Annotated in this window: 23 protein-coding genes and 2 pseudogenes; 9 read left to right on the top strand and 16 right to left on the bottom strand. The window is 70.7% G+C overall.

The features are described from left to right. The first annotated feature begins 141 nt into the window (after window positions 1–141). The gene (locus tag QRY02_RS47820) at window positions 142–1,773 is read left to right on the top strand and encodes a DUF2079 domain-containing protein (protein ID WP_285989287.1); all 1,632 of its coding nucleotides are present in this window, start codon (window positions 142–144) and stop codon (window positions 1,771–1,773) included. 4 nt (window positions 1,774–1,777) lie between these two features. Here the strand turns inward: QRY02_RS47820 and QRY02_RS47815 are convergent, their stop codons facing one another. Beyond that, the gene (locus QRY02_RS47815; protein ID WP_285989286.1) at window positions 1,778–2,863 is read right to left on the bottom strand and encodes a serine hydrolase domain-containing protein; all 1,086 of its coding nucleotides are present in this window, start codon (window positions 2,861–2,863) and stop codon (window positions 1,778–1,780) included. A 193-nt stretch (window positions 2,864–3,056) separates the two neighbouring features. Between QRY02_RS47815 and QRY02_RS47810 the strand changes: the two genes are divergently transcribed. The 3 genes from QRY02_RS47810 (at window position 3,057) to QRY02_RS47800 (ending at window position 7,047) form a co-directional block, all read left to right on the top strand. Then, on the top strand, window positions 3,057–5,282 hold the full coding sequence (locus tag QRY02_RS47810) for a molybdopterin-containing oxidoreductase family protein (protein ID WP_285989285.1): 2,226 nt from the start codon (window positions 3,057–3,059) through the stop codon (window positions 5,280–5,282). 110 nt (window positions 5,283–5,392) lie between these two features. Continuing rightward, entirely contained in the window at window positions 5,393–5,908 is a 516-nt protein-coding gene (locus QRY02_RS47805; protein WP_285994120.1) for an ImmA/IrrE family metallo-endopeptidase, read from the top strand. Beyond that, window positions 5,905–7,047 carry an MAB_1171c family putative transporter gene (locus tag QRY02_RS47800; RefSeq protein ID WP_285989284.1) on the top strand — a complete coding sequence of 381 codons (1,143 nt, stop codon included), beginning with the start codon at window positions 5,905–5,907 and terminating at the stop codon, window positions 7,045–7,047. The genes QRY02_RS47805 and QRY02_RS47800 overlap by 4 nt, the downstream gene beginning before the upstream one ends. Here QRY02_RS47800 and QRY02_RS47795 read toward each other — a convergent pair. Beyond that, window positions 7,028–7,348, bottom strand: coding sequence for a hypothetical protein (locus QRY02_RS47795; RefSeq protein WP_285989283.1), 321 nt, complete (start codon window positions 7,346–7,348; stop codon window positions 7,028–7,030). The genes QRY02_RS47800 and QRY02_RS47795 overlap by 20 nt on opposite strands. Window positions 7,349–7,480: 132 nt before the next feature. Continuing rightward, entirely contained in the window at window positions 7,481–9,145 is a 1,665-nt protein-coding gene (locus tag QRY02_RS47790) for a glycosylhydrolase-like jelly roll fold domain-containing protein (protein WP_285989282.1), read from the bottom strand. A gap of 488 nt (window positions 9,146–9,633) precedes the next feature. Here QRY02_RS47790 and QRY02_RS47785 point away from each other — a divergent pair, with 488 nt between their 5' ends. Together QRY02_RS47785 and QRY02_RS47780 are read left to right on the top strand one after the other, a co-directional pair. Further along, on the top strand, window positions 9,634–10,194 hold the full coding sequence (locus QRY02_RS47785) for a hypothetical protein (protein WP_285989281.1): 561 nt from the start codon (window positions 9,634–9,636) through the stop codon (window positions 10,192–10,194). Window positions 10,195–10,497: 303 nt separating this feature from the next. Beyond that, complete coding sequence (locus QRY02_RS47780) at window positions 10,498–10,722, top strand: hypothetical protein (protein WP_285989280.1); 225 nt, start codon at window positions 10,498–10,500, stop codon at window positions 10,720–10,722. Window positions 10,723–10,981: 259 nt separating this feature from the next. Here QRY02_RS47780 and QRY02_RS49030 read toward each other — a convergent pair whose 3' ends face one another. The 4 genes from QRY02_RS49030 to QRY02_RS47765 form a co-directional block, all read right to left on the bottom strand. Then, on the bottom strand, window positions 10,982–11,398 hold the full coding sequence (locus QRY02_RS49030; protein WP_502874179.1) for a hypothetical protein: 417 nt from the start codon (window positions 11,396–11,398) through the stop codon (window positions 10,982–10,984). 117 nt (window positions 11,399–11,515) lie between these two features. Continuing rightward, window positions 11,516–11,947 (bottom strand): hypothetical protein, encoded by a 432-nt coding sequence (locus tag QRY02_RS49025; protein WP_502874178.1) that lies wholly within the window; start codon window positions 11,945–11,947, stop codon window positions 11,516–11,518. 124 nt (window positions 11,948–12,071) lie between these two features. Then, window positions 12,072–12,461, bottom strand: a complete 390-nt coding sequence (locus QRY02_RS47770) for a hypothetical protein (protein ID WP_285989279.1) — start codon at window positions 12,459–12,461, stop codon at window positions 12,072–12,074. A 25-nt stretch (window positions 12,462–12,486) separates the two neighbouring features. Then, the gene (locus QRY02_RS47765) at window positions 12,487–12,966 is read right to left on the bottom strand and encodes a hypothetical protein (protein WP_285989278.1); all 480 of its coding nucleotides are present in this window, start codon (window positions 12,964–12,966) and stop codon (window positions 12,487–12,489) included. Window positions 12,967–13,109: 143 nt separating this feature from the next. Here QRY02_RS47765 and QRY02_RS47760 point away from each other — a divergent pair, with 143 nt between their 5' ends. After that, window positions 13,110–13,232: a hypothetical protein gene (locus QRY02_RS47760; protein ID WP_285989277.1), complete on the top strand. Its 123-nt coding sequence runs from the start codon at window positions 13,110–13,112 to the stop codon at window positions 13,230–13,232. On the opposite strand, the gene QRY02_RS47755 is transcribed toward QRY02_RS47760, so the two are convergent. Then, the gene (locus QRY02_RS47755) at window positions 13,208–14,101 is read right to left on the bottom strand and encodes a hypothetical protein (RefSeq protein ID WP_285989276.1); all 894 of its coding nucleotides are present in this window, start codon (window positions 14,099–14,101) and stop codon (window positions 13,208–13,210) included. The two genes, QRY02_RS47760 and QRY02_RS47755, sit on opposite strands and share 25 nt — an antisense overlap. Before the next feature lie 331 nt (window positions 14,102–14,432). Between QRY02_RS47755 and QRY02_RS47750 the strand changes: the two genes are divergently transcribed. After that, entirely contained in the window at window positions 14,433–15,110 is a 678-nt protein-coding gene (locus tag QRY02_RS47750) for a hypothetical protein (RefSeq protein WP_285989275.1), read from the top strand. A gap of 70 nt (window positions 15,111–15,180) precedes the next feature. Here QRY02_RS47750 and QRY02_RS47745 read toward each other — a convergent pair whose 3' ends face one another. The 6 genes and pseudogenes from QRY02_RS47745 to QRY02_RS47720 all read right to left on the bottom strand — a co-directional run bounded on the left by QRY02_RS47745 (window position 15,181) and on the right by QRY02_RS47720 (window position 20,780). Then, window positions 15,181–15,456, bottom strand: coding sequence for a hypothetical protein (locus QRY02_RS47745; RefSeq protein WP_387054796.1), 276 nt, complete (start codon window positions 15,454–15,456; stop codon window positions 15,181–15,183). A gap of 30 nt (window positions 15,457–15,486) precedes the next feature. Next, window positions 15,487–16,059, bottom strand: a pseudogene (locus tag QRY02_RS47740) (radical SAM protein); the annotation flags it as partial. 214 nt (window positions 16,060–16,273) lie between these two features. Further along, the gene (locus QRY02_RS47735; protein ID WP_285989273.1) at window positions 16,274–16,915 is read right to left on the bottom strand and encodes a response regulator; all 642 of its coding nucleotides are present in this window, start codon (window positions 16,913–16,915) and stop codon (window positions 16,274–16,276) included. Further along, window positions 16,912–17,940, bottom strand: a complete 1,029-nt coding sequence (locus tag QRY02_RS47730; protein ID WP_285989272.1) for a sensor histidine kinase — start codon at window positions 17,938–17,940, stop codon at window positions 16,912–16,914. Before QRY02_RS47730 ends, QRY02_RS47735 begins: the two co-directional genes overlap by 4 nt. 20 nt (window positions 17,941–17,960) lie before the next feature. Then, a complete protein-coding gene (locus tag QRY02_RS47725; protein WP_285989271.1) occupies window positions 17,961–19,361 on the bottom strand; it encodes an alpha/beta hydrolase in 1,401 nt (466 codons plus the stop codon). 54 nt (window positions 19,362–19,415) lie between these two features. After that, complete coding sequence (locus QRY02_RS47720) at window positions 19,416–20,780, bottom strand: alpha/beta hydrolase (protein ID WP_285989270.1); 1,365 nt, start codon at window positions 20,778–20,780, stop codon at window positions 19,416–19,418. A 131-nt stretch (window positions 20,781–20,911) separates the two neighbouring features. Here QRY02_RS47720 and QRY02_RS48785 point away from each other — a divergent pair. Then, window positions 20,912–21,273: pseudogene (locus QRY02_RS48785) on the top strand (IS982 family transposase); the annotation flags it as partial. A 441-nt stretch (window positions 21,274–21,714) separates the two neighbouring features. Here QRY02_RS48785 and QRY02_RS47715 read toward each other — a convergent pair. After that, window positions 21,715–21,990, bottom strand: coding sequence for a hypothetical protein (locus QRY02_RS47715; protein ID WP_285994119.1), 276 nt, complete (start codon window positions 21,988–21,990; stop codon window positions 21,715–21,717). A 30-nt stretch (window positions 21,991–22,020) separates the two neighbouring features. Continuing rightward, complete coding sequence (gene rlmN, locus QRY02_RS47710; protein WP_285989269.1) at window positions 22,021–23,127, bottom strand: dual-specificity RNA methyltransferase RlmN; 1,107 nt, start codon at window positions 23,125–23,127, stop codon at window positions 22,021–22,023. Between the last annotated feature and the right edge of the window lie 62 nt (window positions 23,128–23,189).

Genomic DNA, 23,189 nt, shown 5'->3' with positions numbered 1-23,189 from the left:
TCGGCTTCGCCGGGGCTGAATCGCGCCGGCGGAACGGATCGAGGTCCGGCGGATCGAAGCCGCCGGAAACTGACCCACCGGATACGATTCCGGGCGGTCCCGCCGTCGCCGGACCGCCACCGTTCCCCGGCCAGGAGACCCATGCCCCAGCCAGCGCTCGCCGACGCCCCCGAGCCGGACGTCACCGCGCCGATCCCGCGGGTTGCCGAACGCCGGTCGGCCGGGTGGCCGGCGGTCGTCGGGTGGTGGCTCTTCGCCGCCCTGCCCGCCGGGCTGGCGCTGCTGGCCGCGGTGCGGGCGCCGCGGATGCACGTGCTGCTCGACTACTGGCACGTCTTCGCCAAGATCACCGACGACACCGGCCACCTGCTGCTCGGCCAGGTCTTCACCTACCACGTCGACCAGCCGTTCGTCGTGCCCTCGCTGCTCTTCTACGCCGACGCGGCGTGGTTCGGCGGCGACAACCGCGTCCTGACCGTGCTGACCGTCGGCCTGCTCGCGATCGCCGTGCTCGCGCTGCGCACGATGCTGCCCGCGCACCCCGCCCGCGGCGCGCTGACGGCCGCCATCTCGTGGCTGCTGTTCACCTCGCACGCCGCCGAACTCTGGTTGCAGGGCACCAACGGCATCAGCTGGGTGCCCGCCGTGACCGCGGGCACGATCGCCGTCGCCTGCGCTCACCGCGGGCGCCTGGCCGGCGCGTCCGCGGCCGCCGTCGTGGGGTGCCTCTGCTTCGGCGCCGCACTGCCGATCTGGTTCGTGCTCGCCTTCGTCGCCTGGCTGCGCGGGGAATCCCGGCTCCGGGTCGCGATCCCCGCCGCGGCCGGCGTGGCCGTCCTCGGCGCGTGGTGGCTCACCAAGCCCGCCGGGACGCAGTCGGGCGCGACGGCGGCCTTCGACCCCGACGGGCGCCTGTCCGTCTTCGCCGCCGCGGTCGGCGGGCTGTGGTCGGTCGACGTCGCCGTCGTCGCGGTCATCGCCGGCGGGCTCACGATCGCGCTGCTCGGCCTGCTGCTGCGCCGGACGATCACCACCCGGCCGGCCGGCGACGCGGGCTGGGCCGGTCTCGCGCTCTACGCCTTCGCGCTGGCAGCGATGCTCGCGCTCGGCCGCACGACGGCGAGCGTGCCCGGCGGCAACGTCGGGCTCATCAGCCGGTACGTCCTGGTCGCGGCGCTGGCGACGATCGCGCTGACGGTGCTGGCCGGCCTGCACCGTCCACAGTGGCCACACCGCTACGTCGTCGCGGCCGTCGTCACCCTGGCGCTGGTGACGCACGCGATCGGCGGCGGCAAGGCCGACCAGGTCCGGCGCAGCTACGCGCCGCTCGGCCTGGCCGCGGTCGCGCTGCGCGTCGACGCCCCCGCGGCACTCGCGGCGCTGCACATCCAGCGCGCCGCCGGCCCCGCGGCCCGCGCGCTGCGGGCCTACCCGTTCACCGGCGATTTCACGCTGGGCTGCCACGGTCCCGAACTCGGCGACCACGTCGACCCGGGCACGGCCCAGCCGGTGCGCGGAGCGCTCGACGCTCCGGCCACCGACCCCGGCGCGGTCATCACCGGCTGGGTGGCCTTCGAAGGCACGCAGCCGGACTGCGTGCTCGTCACCGACCCGGCCGGCACGGTGACCGGCGGCGGCAGCGCGGGCCTGCCGCTCACCACCGGCCAGGCCGCCGCACCGGGCGCGACAGCCTGGCAGGCGACGGCGGGTCCCACGAACGGGCCGCTCACCGTGCTCGCGGTGCGCGACGGGCGCCTCTACCGGATCGGCTGACGCGTCACCCCAAACCGCCGTAAGCCGCGGTCACCATGCTCATGCCCCGGCCGTCGCCCACGATGGCGTCGACCATCTGGTTCATCACGTAGGCGACGGTGAGGCCGGCGTCGAGGTCGTTGAACACCAGGGAACCACCCATGCCGCCCCAGAAGCAGTTGCGGCCGCTGATGCCGTATCCCAGGCCGTACCGCATCGGGACGCCCAGGCCGTAATCGAGGCCGTGGTACTGCTCCTCCAAGGCCCGCTCGCACCCGGCCCGCGACAGCAGCCGCACCCCGCCGGCGGTCCCCCCGGCCGACAGGACCGACTGGACGGCCGCGACCGACCGGGCATTGCCGTAGCCGGCGCCCGACGGGATCTCCGCGCGCCGCCACGCCGCGGTGTTCGTGTCCTCGGGCACCAGCTCGGGATTGGGCGCGACGTCGAAGTGCTCGGTGGGCGGCGGCACGGTCAGCCCGCCGGGCGGGGCGAGGGACGGCGCGACGCGGTGGTGGTCGGCGTCGGGCAGCCCGATGTGGAAATCCGCACCCAGCGGGCCGGCGACCTCCGCGGCGAAGAACGCGCCGATCGTTTTCCCGGTGATCCGCCGGACCACTTCGCCGAGCAGAAACCCTTGCGTGAGTGCGTGGTAGCAGCCGATTTCCCCCGGCGTCCACCGCGGTTTGTGCGCGGCCAGCAACGCGGTGACTTTGCTCGGGTCGCACAGGTCGTCGAGGGTGATGGGCGTGTCCCAGACGGGCAGCCCCGAAGTGTGCGACAGGACGTGCCGCACCCGCACGTCCGCGGCGCCGAACTCCGGCCAGTACCGGACGAGCGGCGCATCGAGGTCCAGCTCCCCGCGATCGGCGAGGATCAAGGCGCACAACGCGATCATCGTCTTGGTGCTGGACCAGACGTTGGTGATCGTGTCCCGTTCCCAGGCCACGGTTCGGCCGGCATCGGCGTACCCGCCCCACAGATCGACCACGGGTTCACCGCGGAAGACGACCGCGACCGAGGCGCCGACATCCTCTTTGGCCAAGGACTCCGCCAGCGCGTCGCGCACTTCTCCGAACCGCTCATCGCACGTACCCTGCACCTGCGTCATGGGAATCGACTTAACTCCGTCCACGTCGGCGGCGCCACCGAATTAACCGGCGTAAAAGAATAGTGATCACCCACCGGCACCGCGAACCGCGAATTCCCCACGAAATGTCCTTTATCAACTTGTAGTGCGCCGGCCGGGCGCGCCGGTGCGAGGATGACTCCATTGCTCCGGACGGGGCATCGGAGGTGCGCCGATGGCGACCGAAGTGGCGACGTTCTGCCCGCTGTGCGTGTCCCGGTGCGGGGCCACCGCCACCGTCGAGGACGGGCGCCTGCTCGCCCTGCGCCCGCTGCCCGGCCACCCCACCGGCCAGGCGATCTGCGTCAAGGGCAAGGCCGCGCCGGAGATCGTCGCGCACGCCGGGCGGCTGCGGCACCCCCTGCGGCGGACCGCTCCGAAGGGCGCGGCCGACCCCGGCTGGGAGCGCATCGGCTGGGACGAGGCGCTGGCCACCGTCGCGGCGCGGCTGACGGCGATCGCCGCCGAGTCCGGGCCGGAAGCGGTCGTGTTCGGCACTGCCTCGCCGTCGACGTCGGCCATGTCCGACTCCGTCGACTGGCTGACGCGGCTCCGGCGGGCCTTCGGCAGCCCGAACCTGGTGAGTTACATGGAGCTGTGCGGCTGGGGCCGCCACCTGGCCACCACCTACACCTGGGGCGAGCCGGTGCCCGGCGCCTACTTGCCCGACCTCGAACGCGCCGGCTGCATCCTCTATTGGGGGTACAACCCGTCGGTGTCCCGGCTCGCGCACGCCACTGCGACCACGGCGGCGCTGCGGCGCGGCGCGAAGCTCGTCGTGGTGGATCCGCGCCGGGCCGGGCTGGCGAGCAAGGCCGACCACTGGCTGCGCGTCCGGCCCGGCACGGACGCGGCACTCGCGCTGGCCATCACGAACGAGATGATCGAAAACGGCTGGTACGACGCAGATTTCGTCACCCGGTGGACCAACGCGTCGTGGGCGGTCCGGGCCGACACCGGCGAGCTGCTGGCGCCCGCCACACCCCCACCGGACGGGGTGGCGACCCGCCGCGTGTGGGACCTCATCGCCGAAGAGTGCGCCCGGTTCACCCCCGGCGTCGCCGAGCGGATCACCGGCGTGCCCGCGGACCGGATCACCGCCGCGGCCCGGCTGCTCCGGGAAGCGCGCCCGGTCGCGTTCTACACCTGGAGCGGGCTCGAACAGCACAGCAACGCGACGCAGACCGTGCGGGCCATCGCCCAGCTGTACGCCCTCACCGGCTGCCTCGACGTGCCCGGCGGGAACGTCCTGTTCACGCCGGTGCCGGCGAATCCGGTCGACGGGATGCCGCTGCTCTCCGCCGGACAGCGGGCCAAGGCCATCGGCATCCGCGAGCGGCCGCTCGGCCCGGCGCGGTTCGAGTTCGTCACCGGCGAGGACTTCTACCGGGCGGCGCTGGACGGCGTCCCGTACCGGGCCCGGGCGCTGGTCAACTTCGGCGCCAACCTGGTGCTGGCCCACGGCGACAGCGCCCGCGGGCTGGACGCGCTCGGCGCGCTGGACTTCTTCGTGCACACGGACCTGTTCATGAACCCGACCGCGGAACAGGCCGACATCGTGCTGCCGGCGACCAGCGCGTGGGAAGCCGAGGCGTTGCGGATCGGGTTCGAGACGAGCCAGGACGCGCAGTCCACCGTCCAGCTGCGCCGCCCCTTGGCCGCCCCGCGCGGCGAAGCCCGGCCGGACCTGCGGATCATCTTCGACCTCGCCCTCGCGCTCGGCCTGGGCGAGCACTTCTTCGACGGCGACATCGAGGCGGCTTGGCGCCACCAGCTCGCGCCCAGCGGCGTCAGCCTGGAACAGCTGCGGGCCGCGCCGGAGGGCATCCGCCTGCCGTTGCGGACGGTCCACCGCAAGTACGAGCAGCGCGGCTTCCGGACGCCCTCCGGCGTGGTCGAGCTGTACTCCGAGGCGCTGCTCCGGCAGGGCTACCCCCCGCTGCCGGGCTACGACGAGCCGTCGCTCAGCCCGCTGTCCCGGCCGGACCTGGCGGCCCGCTACCCGCTGATCCTCACCTGCGCCAAGTCGCTGTTCTTCTGCGAGACCCAGCACCGCGCCGTCACCAGCCTGCGCAAGTCCGCCCCCGACCCCCAGGTCGAGCTGCACCCCGACACGGCCGCGGCGCGCGGCATCACCGCCGGCGACTGGGTGCGGCTGGAGACGCCCCGGGGCAGCGTCCGCGCGCGGGCGAAGTTCAACGTCAACCTCCACCCGGACGTGGTGTGCGGCCAGCACGGCTGGTGGCAACCCGCGGCCGGGCTCGGCGAGCCGGGTTATCCGGTCACCGGCGACGGCAGCGCCAACCTCAACCTCGTGCTGGGCCAGGGACCGAGCGACCCGGTGAGCGGCAGTTCGCCGCTGCGCGCGTCGCTGTGCGAAATCGCGCGGGAGAACGGTTAGCGGCTCCGGGTCCCCGGGGCGGGCGATGATCGACGGGGGTGCCGTCGTCTACCGTAAGGGCGGAACGGGTTACCGTCCGTGGTGCTCCGACGGCGATGGCAAGGCGGCTGGTGAAGGAACGCGAGTTGCGGCGCCGCTGCAGGCGGCTGCTGAACGAGCTGGGCATCCGGCCGCCGCTCGACGTCCTCGAGCTGTGCCGCAGCGTCGGTCACCAGCGCGGCCGCCCGATCCGGCTGATCCCGCACCGGATCCCGGTGCCCGGGCCGTTCGGGGCCTGGATCGCCACCGCCCGGGCCGACTACATCGTCTACCAGCAGGACACGAGCAAGCCCCACCAGCGCCACATCATCCTGCACGAGCTGGGCCACCTGCTGGCCGGCCACGGCGCCACCGAGGAGAACCACGACCTGGCCGACCGGCTGGCACCGGGCCTGGAACCGGAGGCGGTCCGGCGGGCCCTGCTGCGCACCTCCTACGACACCGACCACGAGCGGGAGGCCGAGACGGTGGCGACGATCATCCTGGAGTGGGCCTCGGTCCTCGACCGGGTCGCCCCGCCGTCGTCGGACGGGGGTGCCGCGCGGGGGATCGACGCCGCGCTGGACGAACGGCTGGGCTGGCTGTGAGCAGCAAGATCACGCTCATCGTGGTGCAGGGGGTGATCCTCTTCCCCGCCCTGCTGTGGAAGGTCTACCAGCTCACCCGCGCGCCGGGCGACGTCGCCCGCTGGATGGTCACCGCCTGCCTGGCCTGCTTCGCGGCCGCCTACCCGCTGGGCCTCTTGGCCGGGGACGTCAACCAGCCGGACCCCGGGCGGATCGTGCCGCTGCTGTTCCAGCACATCTTCCTCTGCGGTCTGGTGTTCTCGCTGGCGTGCTTCTTCCTGTTCTCGGCCCTGCCGCCCGCCCGGGCGCGACGGCGCGCCTGGCTGGAAGCGGTACCGCTGGGCACGGCGATCCTGGTGATGGCGACCGTCACCCTGCTCATGCCGGACGTCCCCCCGGCGCAGTACCCCCGCGCCGGGGTCTCGGTCTTCTACCTCGCGGCCGACCTGTACCTCACCTACGGCATCGCGAGCGCCTGCTTCTTCGCCCGGCGCTACGCGCGCGGGGCGGCGCCGCGGCTGGCCCGCGGGCTGTCGGTGGCGGCGGCGGGGTTCGCGATCGGCGCGCTGGGCGGAGCGACCCTGATCGCGGTGGTCCTGGTGCACTGGGCGGGCGCGGCGATCCCCCGGCTGCTGGTCCAGGCGACGGTCTGGCTGGTGTTCCCGAGCGCGATCCTGCTGGTCGTCGGCCTGTCCTACCCCGGCGTGGCCACCCGCCTGGCGGCGGCCCGCGTGTGGTGGCAGCACCTGCGGACGTACCACCGCCTCCGTCCGTTGTGGACAAAGCTGCACGAGGCGTTCCCGGAGGACGCGCTGAACCGCACACCGCCGGGCCGGTGGGACGCCCTGAGCGTGCTCGGCGTCCACCGCCGTTACTACCGGAGGGTGATCGAATGCCGCGACGGGCTGGTCCGGATCAGCCCGTACGTCGCGCGCCTGGAGGGTCCGTTGCCGGATCGCCTCACGGAGGCGTTGCGAGCGCACGCCCGCCGCGAACCGGCCCCGGAGGAGCCGACGCCGATCGCGATCCCGGAGGGCGCCGGCCTCGACGACGACGCCCGCGAGCTGGTCACCCTGTCCGAGTCCCTGGCGGGGCGGACCGGTGCAGCGTCCCGGCCGGCGGGCGCGGCCGGAAGCCCGGTCAGCCGCAGGGCACGCTGAGTACCACGCCGTTGGCGGTGTAGGTGTTGATCGCGGTGCCGTCGCACTGGTACTGCACGACGCCCTTGCCACTGGCCACGACCTGCGCGGCCCCGTCGACCAGCCGCGAAATCGACACGGGCAGCGGGATGATGGGCCCGAGCGGGAAGTAGGAGTACTGGTTCACCGCGGTCAGCGTGGTCGCGGTGGCGGTGAAGCTCCGGATCGGGCCACTGACGGCGTGCGCGGGCGCGACCCCGGCGCCGGTCAGTGCGACGACCCCGACGACGATTGCGGCGTACCGAGAAATCCGATGCGTCATGACTTCCGTTCTAACACCGCGTCCGGGGACTGTCTGCCACCGTTCGTACGCCCTCGCCGGCACCCGTCTGCTGATGTCGCTCCATCGCGGCGAAGACGGCGGCGACCATCCGGTCAAGCCACGGCCGGCGGTTCAGGACAGCGGGACGTCGACGAGGCGGTACGGCCGCAGCCTCACCGGACCGAGCAAGCCGGACGTGAGCGCCTCGCCACGCGCGTTCGCCCCCGTGTTCGTCACCCGCACCCGCAGCTTGGTCCGGCCCGGCCGCAGCGCCGCCGTGACGTCCAGCCGGTACGGCGGCCACAGCCGGGATCCGGCCGGCTTTCCGTTGATCTCGACCTCGGCCACCTCGTGGACCTCCCCGAGGTCGAGGAGCCACTTGCGGCCGGCCAAGGTCTCCGCGGCCACTTCGAATTCCTTTTCGTACCAAGCCGCACCCGAGTACGCCGGGTCCAGGGCGGTCCAGGACCCGAGCGGGCGCGTGCTCTCCGGAGCGCCCTCGCGGTCGGGCCGGAACACCCAGTCGCCGTCGAGCGGGATGGCCGTGAGCGGATCGGAAACCGGTGCGCCGCCTGCGTACCGGCGGCCGCCGTCGACCGCGGTGACGGTGACCGGTCCCGGCCCGGTCACCCGCACCGTGGCGATCGCGGCCCGGGCGTCGATGCGCACGCGTTCCACCGGCGCCGACGAAGACACCGCGTGCGCGGGTTCCCGCCCGGCTCGGAACACCACCAGCAGCGTCGCTTTGGGCTCGAGCCGCAGCACCACCGCCGTGCCGCCGCGGGGCTCGCCCGCGAACGGCGCCCGCCGCCACACCCCCGCCGGTGCCGTGGTGCCCGTGTCGGGGTCCCACACCTCGGGCACCCCGGTCGCCGGGAACGTCGCGGTGAGGTCCACCGCCTCGGCGCGTTCGTTCAGCACCACGAACGTGGCGCACCCGTCGCCTTCGAGGCGCAGCACCCGGACGTCGGCGTGCCGCGGCTCCAGCACCGCCGCCGCGCCACCCGCGGCGGCCGCCGCCGTCGCGGCCGCCACCGGGTCGGCCACCCGGACCGCCGTGCGCGCGGCGAACAACTCGCCGAGCGCGGCGCTCAGGCCCGCGTCGTCTCCCCCGGCTTCGTGAGCCGGTGGTTCGCCGACGACGACCACGGTGCCCCCGCCGCGGACGAACCGGATCAGCGTCCGCACCGACCCGACCGCGAGGATCGGCGTCCGGGGCACCACCACGATCCCGTAGGCCTGCCGCCCGACGACCAGCCGCGGCCCGTCCGGCCGGGCGTGGGCCACCAGGGCGGGGTCGGCGTCGAGCGCGCCTTCGTCGAGGAAGTCGAAGTCGACCTGCACGTCCTCCAGGGCGTGAGCGGCGGTGAGGAACGCCGTGTCGAGGCCGGCCATCGCCGGAGTGTCCTGTGTGGACTCGACGGCGCGTTGCGGCTGCAGCAGCGCGGTCCGGGCCCTGGCCGGCGCGCGGCAGGCTTCCATCAGCCGGCCGATCCAGTCGTTCAGCGGCGCGGACACCGCCCACCACGGGTTGACCGGCTGGAACGGCGGCGGGTAGACGATCTGGCTCTCGTCGCTGAACCGCGCGTGCAGCAGCGTGTGGTTCACCCCGCGCACGGCGAACGCCCCGACCACCTCGCGGACGAACGCCGGCGTGACCTGCCAGCCGGTGCCGCCCATCGCCTCCAGGTAGACCCGCTCCAGCCCGAGCTGGTGCGCGGTGCTGGCCGGCCAGCGCGACAGCGTGCGGTGGTAGCCGCGCTGGTAGTGGTCGAAGATCAGGTCGGTGCCCGGCACCTGCGCCCACTGGTTGTTCGTGTTCAGGTTGCCGGAACTGCGCAGCTGCTCCCCCCGGCCCGTACTCGTCCCACAACGGGTTGGAGATCAGCTTCAACCCACGCGCGGCCAGCCATCGGCCCTGGGTCTTGTAGTACGCGGCCGCGAACCGGTTGCTCACCGCGCGCCAGAACACCCCGCGCAGCCGCAGACCGGCGTGGCCGAGACCGCCGTCGTGCACCGCGGTCAGGGCGATGCCCGGTGACGTCCCGAGCGCGTGCAGCTCCGCGTCCAGCGTGGGCGACCACGGAACCGTGTTGAACGGCCCGTCGGCCGAGGCGAGGTACGGCTCGTCGTCGGCGAACCCGCGCAGGACCGCACCCGGTGCCCACGGGAACCGGCGCACGTACTCCCCGGGCACGGCGTCGACGAACAGCCGCACCGCCTCGTCGTCGAGCAGGTCAAGATAGGCGCGCCCGGTGCCGGTCGGGGTGCTCAGGTCGCGGACGGTGAACAGGTCCAGCCGCCAGCTCCCCGACGGCGGCGTCCACGTGCCGCCCGTCCGGGCCTGCGCGGTCAGGTCCACCAGGGTGGCCGGATCCGTCGAGGACTCCGGCCGCGCGGCCGCGGCGACCAGCGGCACGCCGGTCGCGGGGAGGTCGAAGCCGTCGAGCGCGGCCACCCCGTCGAACGTCTCCGCGTACAGCGTCCGGCCGTCCGGGTCGCGCACGGTCAGGCTGTCCCACGACGACCGCTGGGTCGCCACCGCGCGGACCCCGACCCGGCCGGAGGCGGGCGAGACCTCGGCCGGCGCCTGTCCGGCGCCGTCCAGGGACACCGTCAGGGTCGTGCCCCGGACGCCGACGACCAGCTCGTGGTCCGCGCCGGGGTCGAAGCCCGGCACCGGGGTGCCGCTGCGAACCAGCGCGAACGCGCCGCCGCTCTGCTGCCAGACGTCGACCGCGCCATCGGCGCGCAGGTCGGCGAGGACGCCGTTGCCCTCGTCGGCACTGCGCACCATCAGCCCGGCCGTGGCCCGCTCGACCCGGACCTTCGCCACGACGTCGTAGTCCTGCCACCGGGCACCCTCGCGCAGCAACGTGACGCCGTCGCGGGCTTCGGCGTCGACCAGCAACCGGCCGCCCGACACCGACAGCCCCCGGCTCACCAGCGCCACCGGCACCCCGCCCGCGACGGTCAGGACCTGGTGCCCCACGCCCTTGAGCCGCAGGTCGGGCCGCGGCTCGTAGACCCGGTCGCCGACCTTCCCGCCGTCGACGACCAGGCCGCCGGCGCGGCCGCTCGGGAAGTAGTCGTCGTTGAACAGCCACAGGTGCATGCCGTGGCGCTGCGCTTCGCGCAAGGTGAACTCGATGAGCGCGAACCAGTCCTCGCTGAAGAACGCGGGTTTCAGTGCCGCCGTCTCGAACGGGAACACGAGCACTTCGTGGACGCCCTTGTCCCGCAGGTCCGCCAGCCCGCCGGCCACGAGGGCGGTGGTGACGGTGCCGTTCCAGAACCACAGCACGGTGGGCCGCGAGTCCGGGCGCGGATCGGCGAACCGGCCCGCGCGGTCACCGGTGTCCGGCGCGGCGTAGGCGATGGGCCACGCACCGGCCGTCCCGGCGACAGCGGCGGCCGAGGCGAGCGCGAGCACCCGTCGCCGGGACAGCCGGAACTCCCCGCCGATCACGGGATCCTTCTCGGTCATCGTGATCCTCCCCGGCTGTGCCGCCGAACGACGGTTCGGGGCGCACGGTTCGATTGAAACGATTCAAGCTGCGCGGGAACTTACGTGACGCAGGTCATAGCGGTCAAGGATTTGTCCATCAGGTTGTCCGGTCGCTCACCGCGGCGTCAGGGGTGGTAGATCTCCTTGACCGTGGTGATCCGGTCGTCGCCGTTCACGATGATCTCCGCCAGCACCGAGCCACCGTTCTCGAGCTGCCGGAGCAGCTGATCCTGGCCGCACGGCCCATTTCCGTAGCCCTGTCCGTCGATGGTGACCGATTCGCCGGGGCACAGGGTGGCCGCGCTGAACACCTCGCCGCCCTTCTGCAGCGGAAGCCGGTAGGTCTTGCCGTCGACCGGCACGTAGTGGCTGTTGTCCGGACCGCCCTCCTGACGGGTGACCAGCTGGAAGCGGACCATCTGCACCCCGGCGTCGTACCCGGTGAACTGCACCGTCTGGGTGGTGTTGGGGAACTTGCGGACAGGCTCCTTGCCAGCGTCGCCCGACGGCCTGGTCTCCAGTTGCAGCGAGCTGTTGGGCACACCGCAGACCACCGCACCCTGGCTGCTGCCCGCGGAGCCCGCCTGACGGGCGCAGGTCCACTTCCCCTGGACGTCGAGGACCCGCTCGCCGGGGCCTTCGGCCTGCGGAAGCTTCCGCTAGTACTCGGTGATCACGTCGAACGCCTCGGTGCAGCCCGGCGTGGTGCCATCGGTGGCCGCCACCGCGATCAGGTCCAGCTTCGGCCGCCCTGGTGCGCCGACCTGCCCGCCGTACCGGCTGCAATCGACGTCACCGTTCGACACGGCACTGGAACCCGCGCTACCGGAACCGCCGGTGGCGGCCCCCGGGCCACCCCCGTCCGGCACCTGCTCCACGGCCTCGCTTTTCCCCGGAGAACCATGGCCGGCAACACTGTTCCCATTGCACGCGGAAACCAAAGCGACGGCGGCGAACGTCCCGGCAACCACGGCCGTTTTGATTGTCTTCTTAGCGGTGAATCCCATCTCGGCGCCCCTCTCGCAGTTCTGTTGAAGCTTTGCCTGCGAGGACGTCAGAACCGGAACCAGGTTGTTCAGAAGCGCCGTCATACCGCGGTGTTGCCCGACGGGCCCGGCCCGTCCTGTCCCTGCGGGCAGACCTCGGCCGGGTGCGCAACCTTCAGGTGTCCGAGCCTCACGAGCCACTCCCCTCGCCGGCACTCGACCGCGAAGGTCAAGCCACCGTGGCCTTCAGCTCCACCGCGTAGAACTCGGCTTCGAAGGTCGTCGTGGACACCGTGAATCCCTCTCGCCCGGTTGCGGCGTCGGCCCAGTGCCCGACGCCGAAGAGGAGGGCGTGCCCGTAGCCGGGGTCGACCCCGGTGGGCAGGTAGGGCTCGATGCGCATCACCTCGACCTCCGCGAAGTCCAAAGTGATCATCCGTCGCTCACCCGGTCGCTCGGACACGAAGTCGAAGGCGATCGACATGTGCCGCTCTCCGGGGATGAACCTGATGCAGCCGATGTGCGCGTCGTTGCGCAAATCGATGTCACCGATCCCGGCCACGGTGAAGTCGAGCTGCCCGGAGACGTGCCCGAAAGGCTGCAATCCGGTGAACCTCATCCGCGCTCCTCCAGACCGCAGCTCCTCATTCCAGCGGGACGTAGTCACCGCCCTTCCGTGCGGCCGCCAGATCGGCGTGGGTGGAAGCGCTGGTCGTGACGCGACCCTGGACCACGCGGACATAGGAACCGCCCAGCGGGAAAACGAGCACGAATTTCGTCCCGTCGTTCCCCCGCAGCACGACTCCCCTCCGCAAGTCGTCGAGGAATTCGATGATGTCCCGTTCGATTTCCTCCGCGAATTGGCGCTGGTCGTCCTGCGATATGTCGTACAGGTCGGTGTCGATGTCGTAGGTGGCGCGCTTGCCGGTCACCGAGTCGCGCGCCTCGAACTCCAGGCCGAGCCAGCGCCGCGGCTCCACCGTCACGACGGCCTGCCACGTCGCCCCGCTCAGCCGCCACCTCGACAAGGCGCCGATCTCGTCGGTGACGACCACCGTCCACCCGGTGGTCGCCCGCAGTTCGCCGAGGAACTCGAGGAGCCGGTGGCCCGCTCCGGATGTCATGTGCTCACCACTTCTGGCAATGAGGGCGATGGAACCAGTTGTAGCCTATGCCGACCTTGCACCATTCCACGGCCGTACCTCGGCGACTTGGTGACCGGCACGCTCTGGGTGTCGACCGCGTCCAAAGCCGCCAGTGGCCGGTCATGCGGATCGAACGTGCCCAACGCGCCGCCCTGGTGGCCGGCCGCGTCGCCGCGCACCGGCAGCGCCCGCGGTCCACCATGGAACTCGTGCCACCGCACTACTCCGGGCGCGTCCACTCGTAGAGGCAGAGCCCGGGGATCGTGAGGTCTGGCAGAGCCACTCTTCCGTTGATGACGAAGGCACGGGCGATGAAGCCGAAGTGACGGTTGTCCCCAACTTTCGTCCGGAGGTAGGCCTGGTTTGCCGGCCCGACCAGAGGATCCGTCAGGCATTGCGCGGCGGCCAGGGTTCCGCGGGCATACAAGCCCGCGCAAATCGTGATGGTGCGCCGCCGGTCGACCGGGTTGACTCCCCGAAAGAACAGGACCACGTCCTCGTGCAGGATCTGTGACCCGTAAGCGTCGTCGAGGATCGGGGCGAACCGACGGATCTCGTCCCCGTCCACCACCTCGAACCCGAGCCACTCGGCCTCCGGCGACCTGAGCGGCATCTTCACCGGCAGTTGCAAGGTCGAGAACATGTCCCGGGTCAGGAGGTTGAAATCCGAACCGCCTATGACCACCAGATGCGACGAATAGTCGGCGGGCTGCATGTCGTCCGCCGTCGAGTACTTGACGTCGTGCGCCGGATTCAGCGCACGGATGTGCCCGAACAGGTGTACCAGCGCGTCAGGGTCAGCGTACTTCAGCAATTCGACGTAGTCCGGGTCTCTCGGGTCCGTGGCGGAAACATGGGAGGACATGACGTCCGGGATCTGTCCACAGGTGATTATCACTGGCTCGTTCTCCGGAAAACGCCAGATATCGTACTCATCTGCTGCTTCGGAGATGGAATCTGAATCTACGTCGATCTCGTCCGGCTGTCCGGCCACGACCCTCTCCCATGCGGAAGCCCAGGAGCCGATGTGCGTGTCGGGGACGCCGAACACGTCGAGTAAGGCCAGCATCAGGTCGCGTCGCGGCCGTCGCTGGCCGCTCAGAACCCCGGCCACTGTCGAGCGGGGTAACGCATTACCGCGCCGCTTGCCGAGCCGCTAGATCTCGCGGAGGCCCGGGTTGCCGGCTCGCAGCCGGCACCGCCTGAGCAGGGCCGCCAGTTGCGTGACGGTCGCTGCGTTCGACGGGTCGACTTCGTCGGAACGGCCTGGCTGAGCGCGGGACATGGTTACATCGTGTCCCAAGTCGGGCGGATCTGTCTCATGTTGTCCCACTTTTGCGCGTTCCGAGGCCGGGTTCGTCTCTTTGCGTCCACCACTGTGGCATTGGGACGGCTCGCAGATGTTCAATCGAAGGCCGGTCACACGGACATTGCCGAGGTGGAACATGCTTCGCGAAGGGCAACTCGTATACGCGCTCGTAGTAGCCGTCGACGTCGAAGGATTCTCCCGATTGGGAATTCTCGAGCAGGCTGCCGTCGTCACGCGACTGAAGAAGGTTCTCGGCCAGGCTGCCAGGCGTGCGCGGCTCCTTCGTACCAAATGGTTGCGGCAATCGACAGGAGACGGCGAGGTTGCGGTGCTGCCTCCCGGCACGGACGTTTCTCGCGTCGTGGCGGAATTCACGCACGAGCTGGCCAAGGAGCTCAGACGTCCCGACCGACCCCGGCTACGCGTGCGCGTTTCGATGCATCACGGGGCATTGACTGGCGGCGCCTTCGGTCCCGTCGGCGATGCGCTTGTCGTGGCTTGCCGGCTACTCGACACGGCGCTCGCGCGGGAAGCCCTGGCCGACCGCACCGGCGAGGAGGTCGTGCTGGTGATTTCGCGAAGCCTCTACGAAGACGTCGTGGTCCCGCGGTTTCGCGGTCTCCACCCGGCTCGGTTCCAACCTCTGTGCGAGGAGGTCAAAGGCAGGACATACCGCGGTTACGTCTGCGCGGGAAGTCCCAGGTTCACGACCCCACGGGAGGAGAATGAGGTTGCAGCCCTCAGCGGCGACGCTGGCACTCTTAGGCGGGGGCTTGCGCCGGCAGAGGTCGAGCTCGCCGACACCGCCGGATGAGTGATCGAACGCCGACAGCGAGTCGACGCCCCTATCCTGGTAACGCGCCGGCGACGCCGAGCGCAGCTGGTCAGCGACCGAGCCAGGGAGCGAGCAGCTTCTCCAGGTCAGCGTCCGACAGCGCCCGCGGTCCACCGTGGAACTCGTGCCACCGCGAAGCGTCACACGCCGCCGTGTACTCCACCTCGAACGCCCGCATCAGCACGTACATGAACGTCACCGAGCTGAACCGCTCACCCAGCAACGTCCGCGCCTCGCGGGCAACCTCGGTCGCACCACGGCCGCACACGTCCGCGAGCCGAAGCTCCTCCGCAGCCGGATCCAACAGGCTGGGGGCATACATCACGGCAAACACTCCATCATCGAAACGAACAACTCAGCCTTCGGCAGCCAGCTGGCCACAGGCCGCGGCAATCTCCTGGCCGCGCGTGTCACGCACCGTGCACGCTACTCCCCCGGCATTCACCAGCCGCACGAACTCCCGCTCCACCGGCTTCGGCGACGCATCCCACTTCGAACCCGGCGTCGGGTTCAACGGAATCACGTTCACGTGCACCAGCTGACCCAAGTGCTTCCGCAGCCGCTTCGCCAGCAGCTCCGCCCGCCACGGCTGGTCGTTGATGTCCCGGATCAACGCGTACTCGATAGACACCCGGCGCCCGGAAGTGTCGGCGTAGTACCGCGCAGCCGACAGCACCTCGTCCACCGACCAGCGCTCGTTCACCGGCACCAACGTGTCCCGCAGCTCGTCGTCCGGCGTGTGCAACGACACCGCCAGCCGCACCTGCATCTTCTCGTCCGCCAGCTTGCGGATCGCCGGCGCCAACCCGACCGTCGACACCGTCACCGAACGCTGACCGATCCCCAGACCACCGGGAGCCGGATCCGTGATCCGCCGGACCGCCGCCACCACACGCTTGTAGTTCGCGAGCGGCTCGCCCCTCCCTACCCTTTTACAACTCCACCGACTTTGCATCCAAGCAAGTCAGGGGCATGAAGCCGCCTCCTATGTCTTCCGTCACAACGACAGTTCTATCCGGGCAATGCCCTTCGACGATGGTCAAAGACCTCGGCATCTGGCTCTCTGGCCCGATCAGGGTCTGGTCAAACTGTCCAAGACCAACTCCATCCCGGGGTGTCAACGACCGGAAGCAGCAGCACACCTAGTCGACGAGTCCGTGTTCGTAGGCGTAGATCACCGCGTGTACCCGCGTACGCAGGCCCAGTTTGCCGAGCACCCGTGCGACGTGGGTCTTCACCGTGCCCTGTTCGATCACCAGCGTTTCGGCGATCTCGGCGTTGCTCAACCCCCGGGCGATGAGCCGCAGCACCTCGTGTTCGCGTGGGGTGAGCAGGTCCAGCTCGTGCGTCGGCGTGTTGGGGGACAACGCGGCGAAGCGGCTGATCAACCGTCCGGTCACCTGGGGGTCGATCAACCCGTGCCCGGTGTGCAGTGCGCGGACCGCGGCCAGCAGCAGTTCGGGTTCGCTGTCCTTGAGCAGGAACCCGGCCGCTCCGGCTCGCAATGCGCCGAACAAGTACTCGTCCAGGTCGAAGGTCGTCAACGCGAGCACGCGAGGAGCGAGCTCTGAGTTCGCGAGCCGGCGGATGGCGGCGACCCCGTCCAGATGCGGCATGCGGAGATCCATGACCACGAGGTCCGGCCGCCGCCATAACGCCTTCCGCACCGCCTCGGCGCCGTTGGCCGCCTCGTCGACCACCTCGATGTCCGGTTCGCCGTCGAGGACCAGTCGCAGCGCCTCGCGTACCGGTTCCTGGTCGTCGGCGATCAGCACGCGGATCATGCCGGGATCCTCGCCCGGACCGACCAGCCGTGCGGGTGCCGAGGGCCGATCGACGTCGTGCCGCCGAGTGCGCGGACCCGCTCGCGCATGCCGCGGATGCCGTACCCTTCGACGACTTCGCCGGTGCCGGTACCGTTGTCGGTGACGGTGATCTCCATTCCGTGCCGGTCGTGTCGCAGGCACACCTCGATCTCGGTGGCGTCGGTGTGCCGCACGGCGTTGGTCAGTGCTTCTTGCACGACACGGTAAGCGGCGTGGTCGACGGTGGACGGCAGCGGGACCGCCTTACCATGCACCGTGATCCGCCTGTCCTGATCGGACAGCCGGCGGACCAGGTCCCCCACCTCGGCGAGGCCCGGCGCCGTTCGCAACGTGGTCAGCAGGGCACGCACCTCGCCCAGCGCCGACGACGACAGGTCGTCGATGGTGCCGAGAACGCGGTCGGCGAGCGTGGAAGTGCCGGCCAGCGCCCGGCGGCCGGCCATGGCCTGCAGCCGGATCGCGGTCAGATGATGGCCGACGCTGTCGTGCACGTCCCTGGCCAGCCGGGCACGGTCCTCGGCGGCCAGGCGGTCCGTCTCGGCGAGGCGCAGCTCGACCGCCTGCCTGGCCCGGTCGCGTTGCAGCCGCAGCGCGTACCCGACCGCCGGCAGCGCCACGCCGAGGACGACCAGGTCGGCGACCGCGCCCATCTTCTGCGCCACCGCCCCGTAGCCGAGCATCCAGACCACGGAGACGACCAGGACCCACGGCAGCCGCAGCGGCCGGTAGTAGGCGGCACAGCACAACGCCGCCATCGCCACCAGCCGCCCCGGCCAGCCCGGGAGCACGCTGCCGAACACCGACACCGTGGCGGTCAGGATCGCCGTGGTCACCGGCAATCTCCGCCGCAGCGGCAGCGGGAGGCAGACGGCGAGACTGACCAGGACCAGCTCCACGCTCGCCGCCTGCCCCTCCCCCAGCGTGAATCCGACGAGCAGAGCCGTGGTCACGACCACCAACAGCGCTTCCCGCAGGTGTCTCATGCCGACACACTAATGTCGCGTCACTGAACACAGGACGCAGTGGGCGATGGCAACCGGCCCGTCGTCAGGTAGCGGTGCACGTGGGCGCGGACGCAGGGGTTCCCGTCCAGGTAGAGCGCGTGGTCGCCGTCGGCCGTGAGGTAGCGGGCACCGGGAAGCTGCGCGGCGAGGTGCCGTCCCCACGCGGGCGGCGTGTTGTCGTCCTGCTCACCGTTGGCGACCAGGATCGGTGGCAGCCCGCCAAAGTGCGGCCGGTACGGCGGGAACGTCCCGTTGTCCGGCAGCCGTGCACAGTTCATGGCGAAGATCCACGCCTGCCGCCAGCCCAGCCGGGGCGCCACCGTGCGCAGTTCGTCCTCCACCGCCTTCACCGCCCGATAGTCGCCGGGATAAGGGAAGTCGGCACACATCGCGAGCCGCGTCACGCCCGGGTCGGGCGGGAACGACGGCTTGACGGCGAGTTTCGTGGCGTCACCCGCGTACGCCTCGGCGAGCGCCGTCGCGAACGCCGGCCACCGCTTCTCGGACCTGACGTCGGCGCGAGCGACGAGCTGGGTGGCGCTGACCGTCGTTCCGCCACCGGGGATCGGCTGCTGCCCGGCCCGTGCGACGAGTTCGTCCCAGAGGGACAGCACGTCACGGCCGTGCAGGGCGCAGCCGGCCTCCCGCGCGCACCACGCGGCGAACCGGTGCAGGGTGTCCTCGGTCGCCCTGGCCCGCTCGGCGAGCCAGTCACCCAGCGAGGGATTGGTGTGGTCCATGACGCTGTCGAGGTACATCCGGCCGACGCGGTGGGGGAAGAGCCCGGCGTAGGCCTGGGCGTACACGGTGCCGTAGGAGTTGCCGAAGTAGTCGAGCTTCCGCTCGCCGAGCGCCGTCCGGACGGCTTCGAGGTCGTAGGCGACCTGCCGGGCGTTGAGGTGGCCGGCCAGCGGATCCTCCGCGCATGACCGGCCGAATCGGCCGTTCTGCTCGGCATGCGCGTCGAAGCCGGCCTCGTCCGGGAAAACGTAGTCCGCCTCGGCGGGAGCCGGCAGCGGGCAGGAGATGCCGCCGCTCGCCTCGAACCCCCGCGGATCGAAGATCACGACGTCGAACCACTGCCGCAGCTCCGCGACCATGCCCTGGAAGACCGGCAGCCGGAACGCGGAGATCTGCGCCTGCGGACCGCCGAGGTCCACCAGCAGCACACCACGTTTGCGCGCGGCGTCCAGCGCGGGCAGTTTCGCCAGGGCGAGCGTGCTCCGCGCACCGCCAGGACGGTCCCAGTCGACCGGCACCGACAGCTCACCGCACTGCAGACCGTCCCCACAGTCCGAAAAGGACAGTATCGGACCGGCCGCGGCCGGCGTGCTCACCACCCCACCGGACACAGTGGCCAGGCACAACACGCCGGCGACGACCTTGAGTATCTTCCTCATGCCGTACAGGCTGCTCGGCCGTCAGCCCGTACGCGTCTGCCTTTCGGCAGATCTTCACCCGCAGCGTGTGCCCGCGGGCGGCAGCGCGCCCGTGGTCAGATACCGGTCCGCATGCCCACGAACGCACGCGTCGCCGCTCAGGTACCGGGCATGGCCGCCGGGGGCCGGCACATAGCGTGCGCCGGGCAGTTGGTCGGCGAGCCTGCGGGCCCACTGGGGCGGGGTGGTGCTGTCGCCCTCGCCGTTGACGATCAGCACCGGCGGCAGTCCGTCGGCACGGAACGGATGGGGCGCGTACGTCGGCAGCACCGTCAGACCGGCGCAGTGCGCCGCGGCCTGCCACGCGTACACCCAGCCCAGCCGGGGTGCGACCGTCCGCAGTTTCATCTCCAGGGACTTCAGTTCCTGGTAGTCACTCGGGTACGGGAAGTCGGCGCAGATCAGCTGACGGCCCAGTCCGGGGCCACCCGATCCCGGCGGCGGACTCCCAGCGAACGCTGTGGCATCACCCGCGGCGGCTTGTGCGAGCGCGGTGGCCAGCATCGGCCACTGCTGCTCGACCTGCGGATCGGTTTGCGAAAGGATTTTCGTTGCGCTGACCGTGGTGCCACCGCCAGGGATCGGTTCCCGCCCGGCCCGGCTGATGACGTCGTCCCACACGGCCAGCAGATCCTGGCCGTGGAGCGCGCAGCTCGGTTCGCGCGCACACCATTCGGCGAGCCGGTGCAAGTTGCGTTCGGCCGTGGTCGCGCGGGGGACGACCCAGTTCGGGATTGAACGGTTGGTGTGGTCCTTGACGCTGTCGAGGTACATCCGGCCGACGCGGCGGGGGAAGAGCTCGGCGTAGGCTTGGCCGTACACGGTGCCGTAGGAGTTGCCGAAGTAGTTGAGCTTCCGCTGCCCCAATGCTTTTCGGATGGCGTCCAGGTCGTGTGCGACCTGCCGGGAGTCGAGTTTGCCGGCGAGCGGACCTGCCGCCTCGGCGCATGCCCGGCCCACCTGTTGGTTCTCCTCGACGTACGCCTCGTAGGCGGACCGGTCCGGGAACACCCACTCCCCACGCGCCGGTTGTGGACCCATCGGGCAGGAAACAGTGTCGAAGCCTCGTGTTTCCGAGACGACGAGGTCGAACGCGTCGGTCAACCCCGCGAAGGCCGGGTTGCGCAGCAGGGGAGCCTGCGTGGCCGGACCACCGGAGTTGACGTAGAGAACGCCCTGTTTGCGGGCTTGGTCCCGGGCGGGGAGCTTGGTGAGGCTCAGAGTGGTTCGGGCGCCGTCCGGGTCGGTCCAGTCCACCGGCACGGTCAGCTGTGCGCACAGCAGCCCGTCACCACAGTCCTGCCAGGACAGTTCGGTGCCCGGCGCCGCCTCGGCCGGCGCTGCCACCGCGAACGTGGCGAGCAGACCGGCCAGCCACATGGTCGTCTTCCTCATGCCGCCAGGCTGGTCGACCGGTGGCCCGGTGCGCGTCCGTCTTTCGGTAGATCTTTCAGGGAATCATGGTCAGCGGCCACGGAGACGGACGAAGGGTGTTCAAGATCGGTTCGTGACGCTCCAACCTGGCCGGCTGGGCCGGCTACGGCTACTGCTCCAGCCACTCACGGTTCTTCTGGGGCCTGCGCCTGCACCTGGTCTGCACCCCGGCCGGACTCCCGATCACCTGAGCGCCGGCCAACCCGAAGCTCGACGAGCACCAGGTGCTGGTGGCGATCTTGGATCACGACGAGTCCGCTACGTCTCCCGCGAACTCGACGCCTACCTGGCCGAGCGCGGAGTGCGGCTACTGCGACCGGACTACCGCAATCGCACCCCACACCCAGCCCAGCACCTGCAGGCGCTGACCGCCGCAATCCGGCACAACCGCGCCACCGGACTGCCCATCACCCGATCCCTGATCGCCTTCGATCACTGATCAGTGAGGACTTCCTCGTCCCGAGCAGGATCGATGTCGGTACGTCGGCCATCCTGACCGAACGTCATCAGCCCCGCCAGTCCTCGCGGTGACGCGGACCGCAGAGGTCAAGACCGCATTGAGATGGGCCGCGATCTCAATGCGGGCCGGTCGCCCTTGCCACCCGGCGCGCGCTCGCCGTCACCTATGGCGTGGTCACGGTCAGCCAGCTGTCCTCGCGTTGACCATGCATGCGTCGTGGGCCTCGATATGGCATCGACTCGGCATCGTTGCTCGTCCGTCGAGGGACACGTGCTCGGCCAACAACGTCGCATTCAGGCGGATCGAACGCCTGCGGCTGGACACGCTCGGCTGCTCGGTCAGCTTTCGAGCTGTTCAGGGTCCTGGCCGACGAAGTCGCCGGCGCGCGTGGGCGCCAACCTCAGACGGTTGGTTCGATGATCAGCGATCAAGCCATGGAGCGAGCAGTTTCTCCAGGTCAGCGTCCGACAGCGCCCGCGGACCGCCGTGGAACTCGTGCCACCGCGAAGCATCCCGCGCCGCGTTGTACTCGACCTCGAACGCTCGCATCAGCACATACATGAACGTCACCGAACTGAACCGCTCACCCAGCAACGTCCGCGCCTCACGAGCCACCTCAGTCGCACCACGACCGCACACATCCGCGAGCTTCAACGATTCCGCAGCCGGATCCAACAGGCTGGGCGCATACATCACGACAAACACTCCACCATCGAAACGAAAAACTCAGCCTTCAGCAGCCAACTGGCCGCACGCCGCAGCGATGTCCTGGCCCCGGGTGTCCCGCACCGTGCACGCCACACCACCGGCGTTCACCAGGCGCACGAACTCGCGCTCCACAGGCTTCGGGCTGGCGTCCCACTTGCTGCCTGGAGTCGGGTTCAACGGGATTACGTTCACATGCACCAACTGGCCCAGATGCTTGCGCAGCCGCTTCGCCAGCAGCTCGGCCCGCCACGGTTGATCGTTGATGTCCCGGATCAACGCGTACTCGATCGACACCCGACGCCCGGAGGTATCGGCGTAGTACCGGGCGGCAGAGAGCACCTCATCGACCGACCAGCGCTCGTTCACCGGCACTAAGGTGTCTCGCAGCTCGTCGTCCGGCGTGTGCAGCGAAACAGCGAGCCGCACCTGCATCTTCTCGTCGGCCAGCTTCCGGATCGCCGGCGCCAGACCCACTGTCGAGACGGTGACCGACCGCTGACCGATCCCCAAGCCCGATGGAGCCGGCTCGGTGATCCTCCGTACTGCATTGACTACTCTGCGATAGTTCGCTAGAGGTTCGCCCATGCCCATGAAGACGATGTTCGACAGCCGCCCGGGGCCGCCCGGCATCTTGCCGTCGCGCATGACCGCCGCCGCCGAACGGACCTGGTCGACGATCTCCGCCGTCGACAGGTTCCGGTCCAGACCGCCCTGGCCGGTCGCGCAGAACGGGCACGCCATGCCGCAGCCCGCCTGGCTCGAGATGCACAGCGTCGCGCGGTCCGGGTAGCGCATCAGGACGCTCTCCAGGAGCGTGCCGTCGTGGGCTCGCCACAGCGTCTTGCGCGTCGCGCCGTCGTCGGCCGCCAGCGCGCGGACCTCGGTCAGCAGCGTCGGCATCAGGTCCGCGACCAGCCGTGACCGGGACGCCGCGGGGATGTCCGTCATCTCCTCCGGGTCCACCGTCAGGCGGGAGAAGTAGTGGTTCGACAGCTGCTTCGCGCGGAACGGTTTCTCCCCCAGCTCGGCGACCGCGGCCGCACGCTCGGACACCGAGAGGTCGGCGAGGTGGCGCGGCGGCAGGCCGCGCTTGGGCGCGTCGAAGACGAGGGGAAGGGCAGTCATAACCGGACCAGTGTCCCACGCGGCCGCCGGCACTGCCGGTGCCACCCCGGCCCGGTGTACGC

This window comes from Amycolatopsis sp. DG1A-15b (assembly GCF_030285645.1).
Taxonomy (GTDB): Bacteria; Actinomycetota; Actinomycetes; order Mycobacteriales; family Pseudonocardiaceae; genus Amycolatopsis.
Note: the sequence above shows the minus strand (reverse complement) of the source record. Positions and strands in the feature narration are given on the sequence as shown.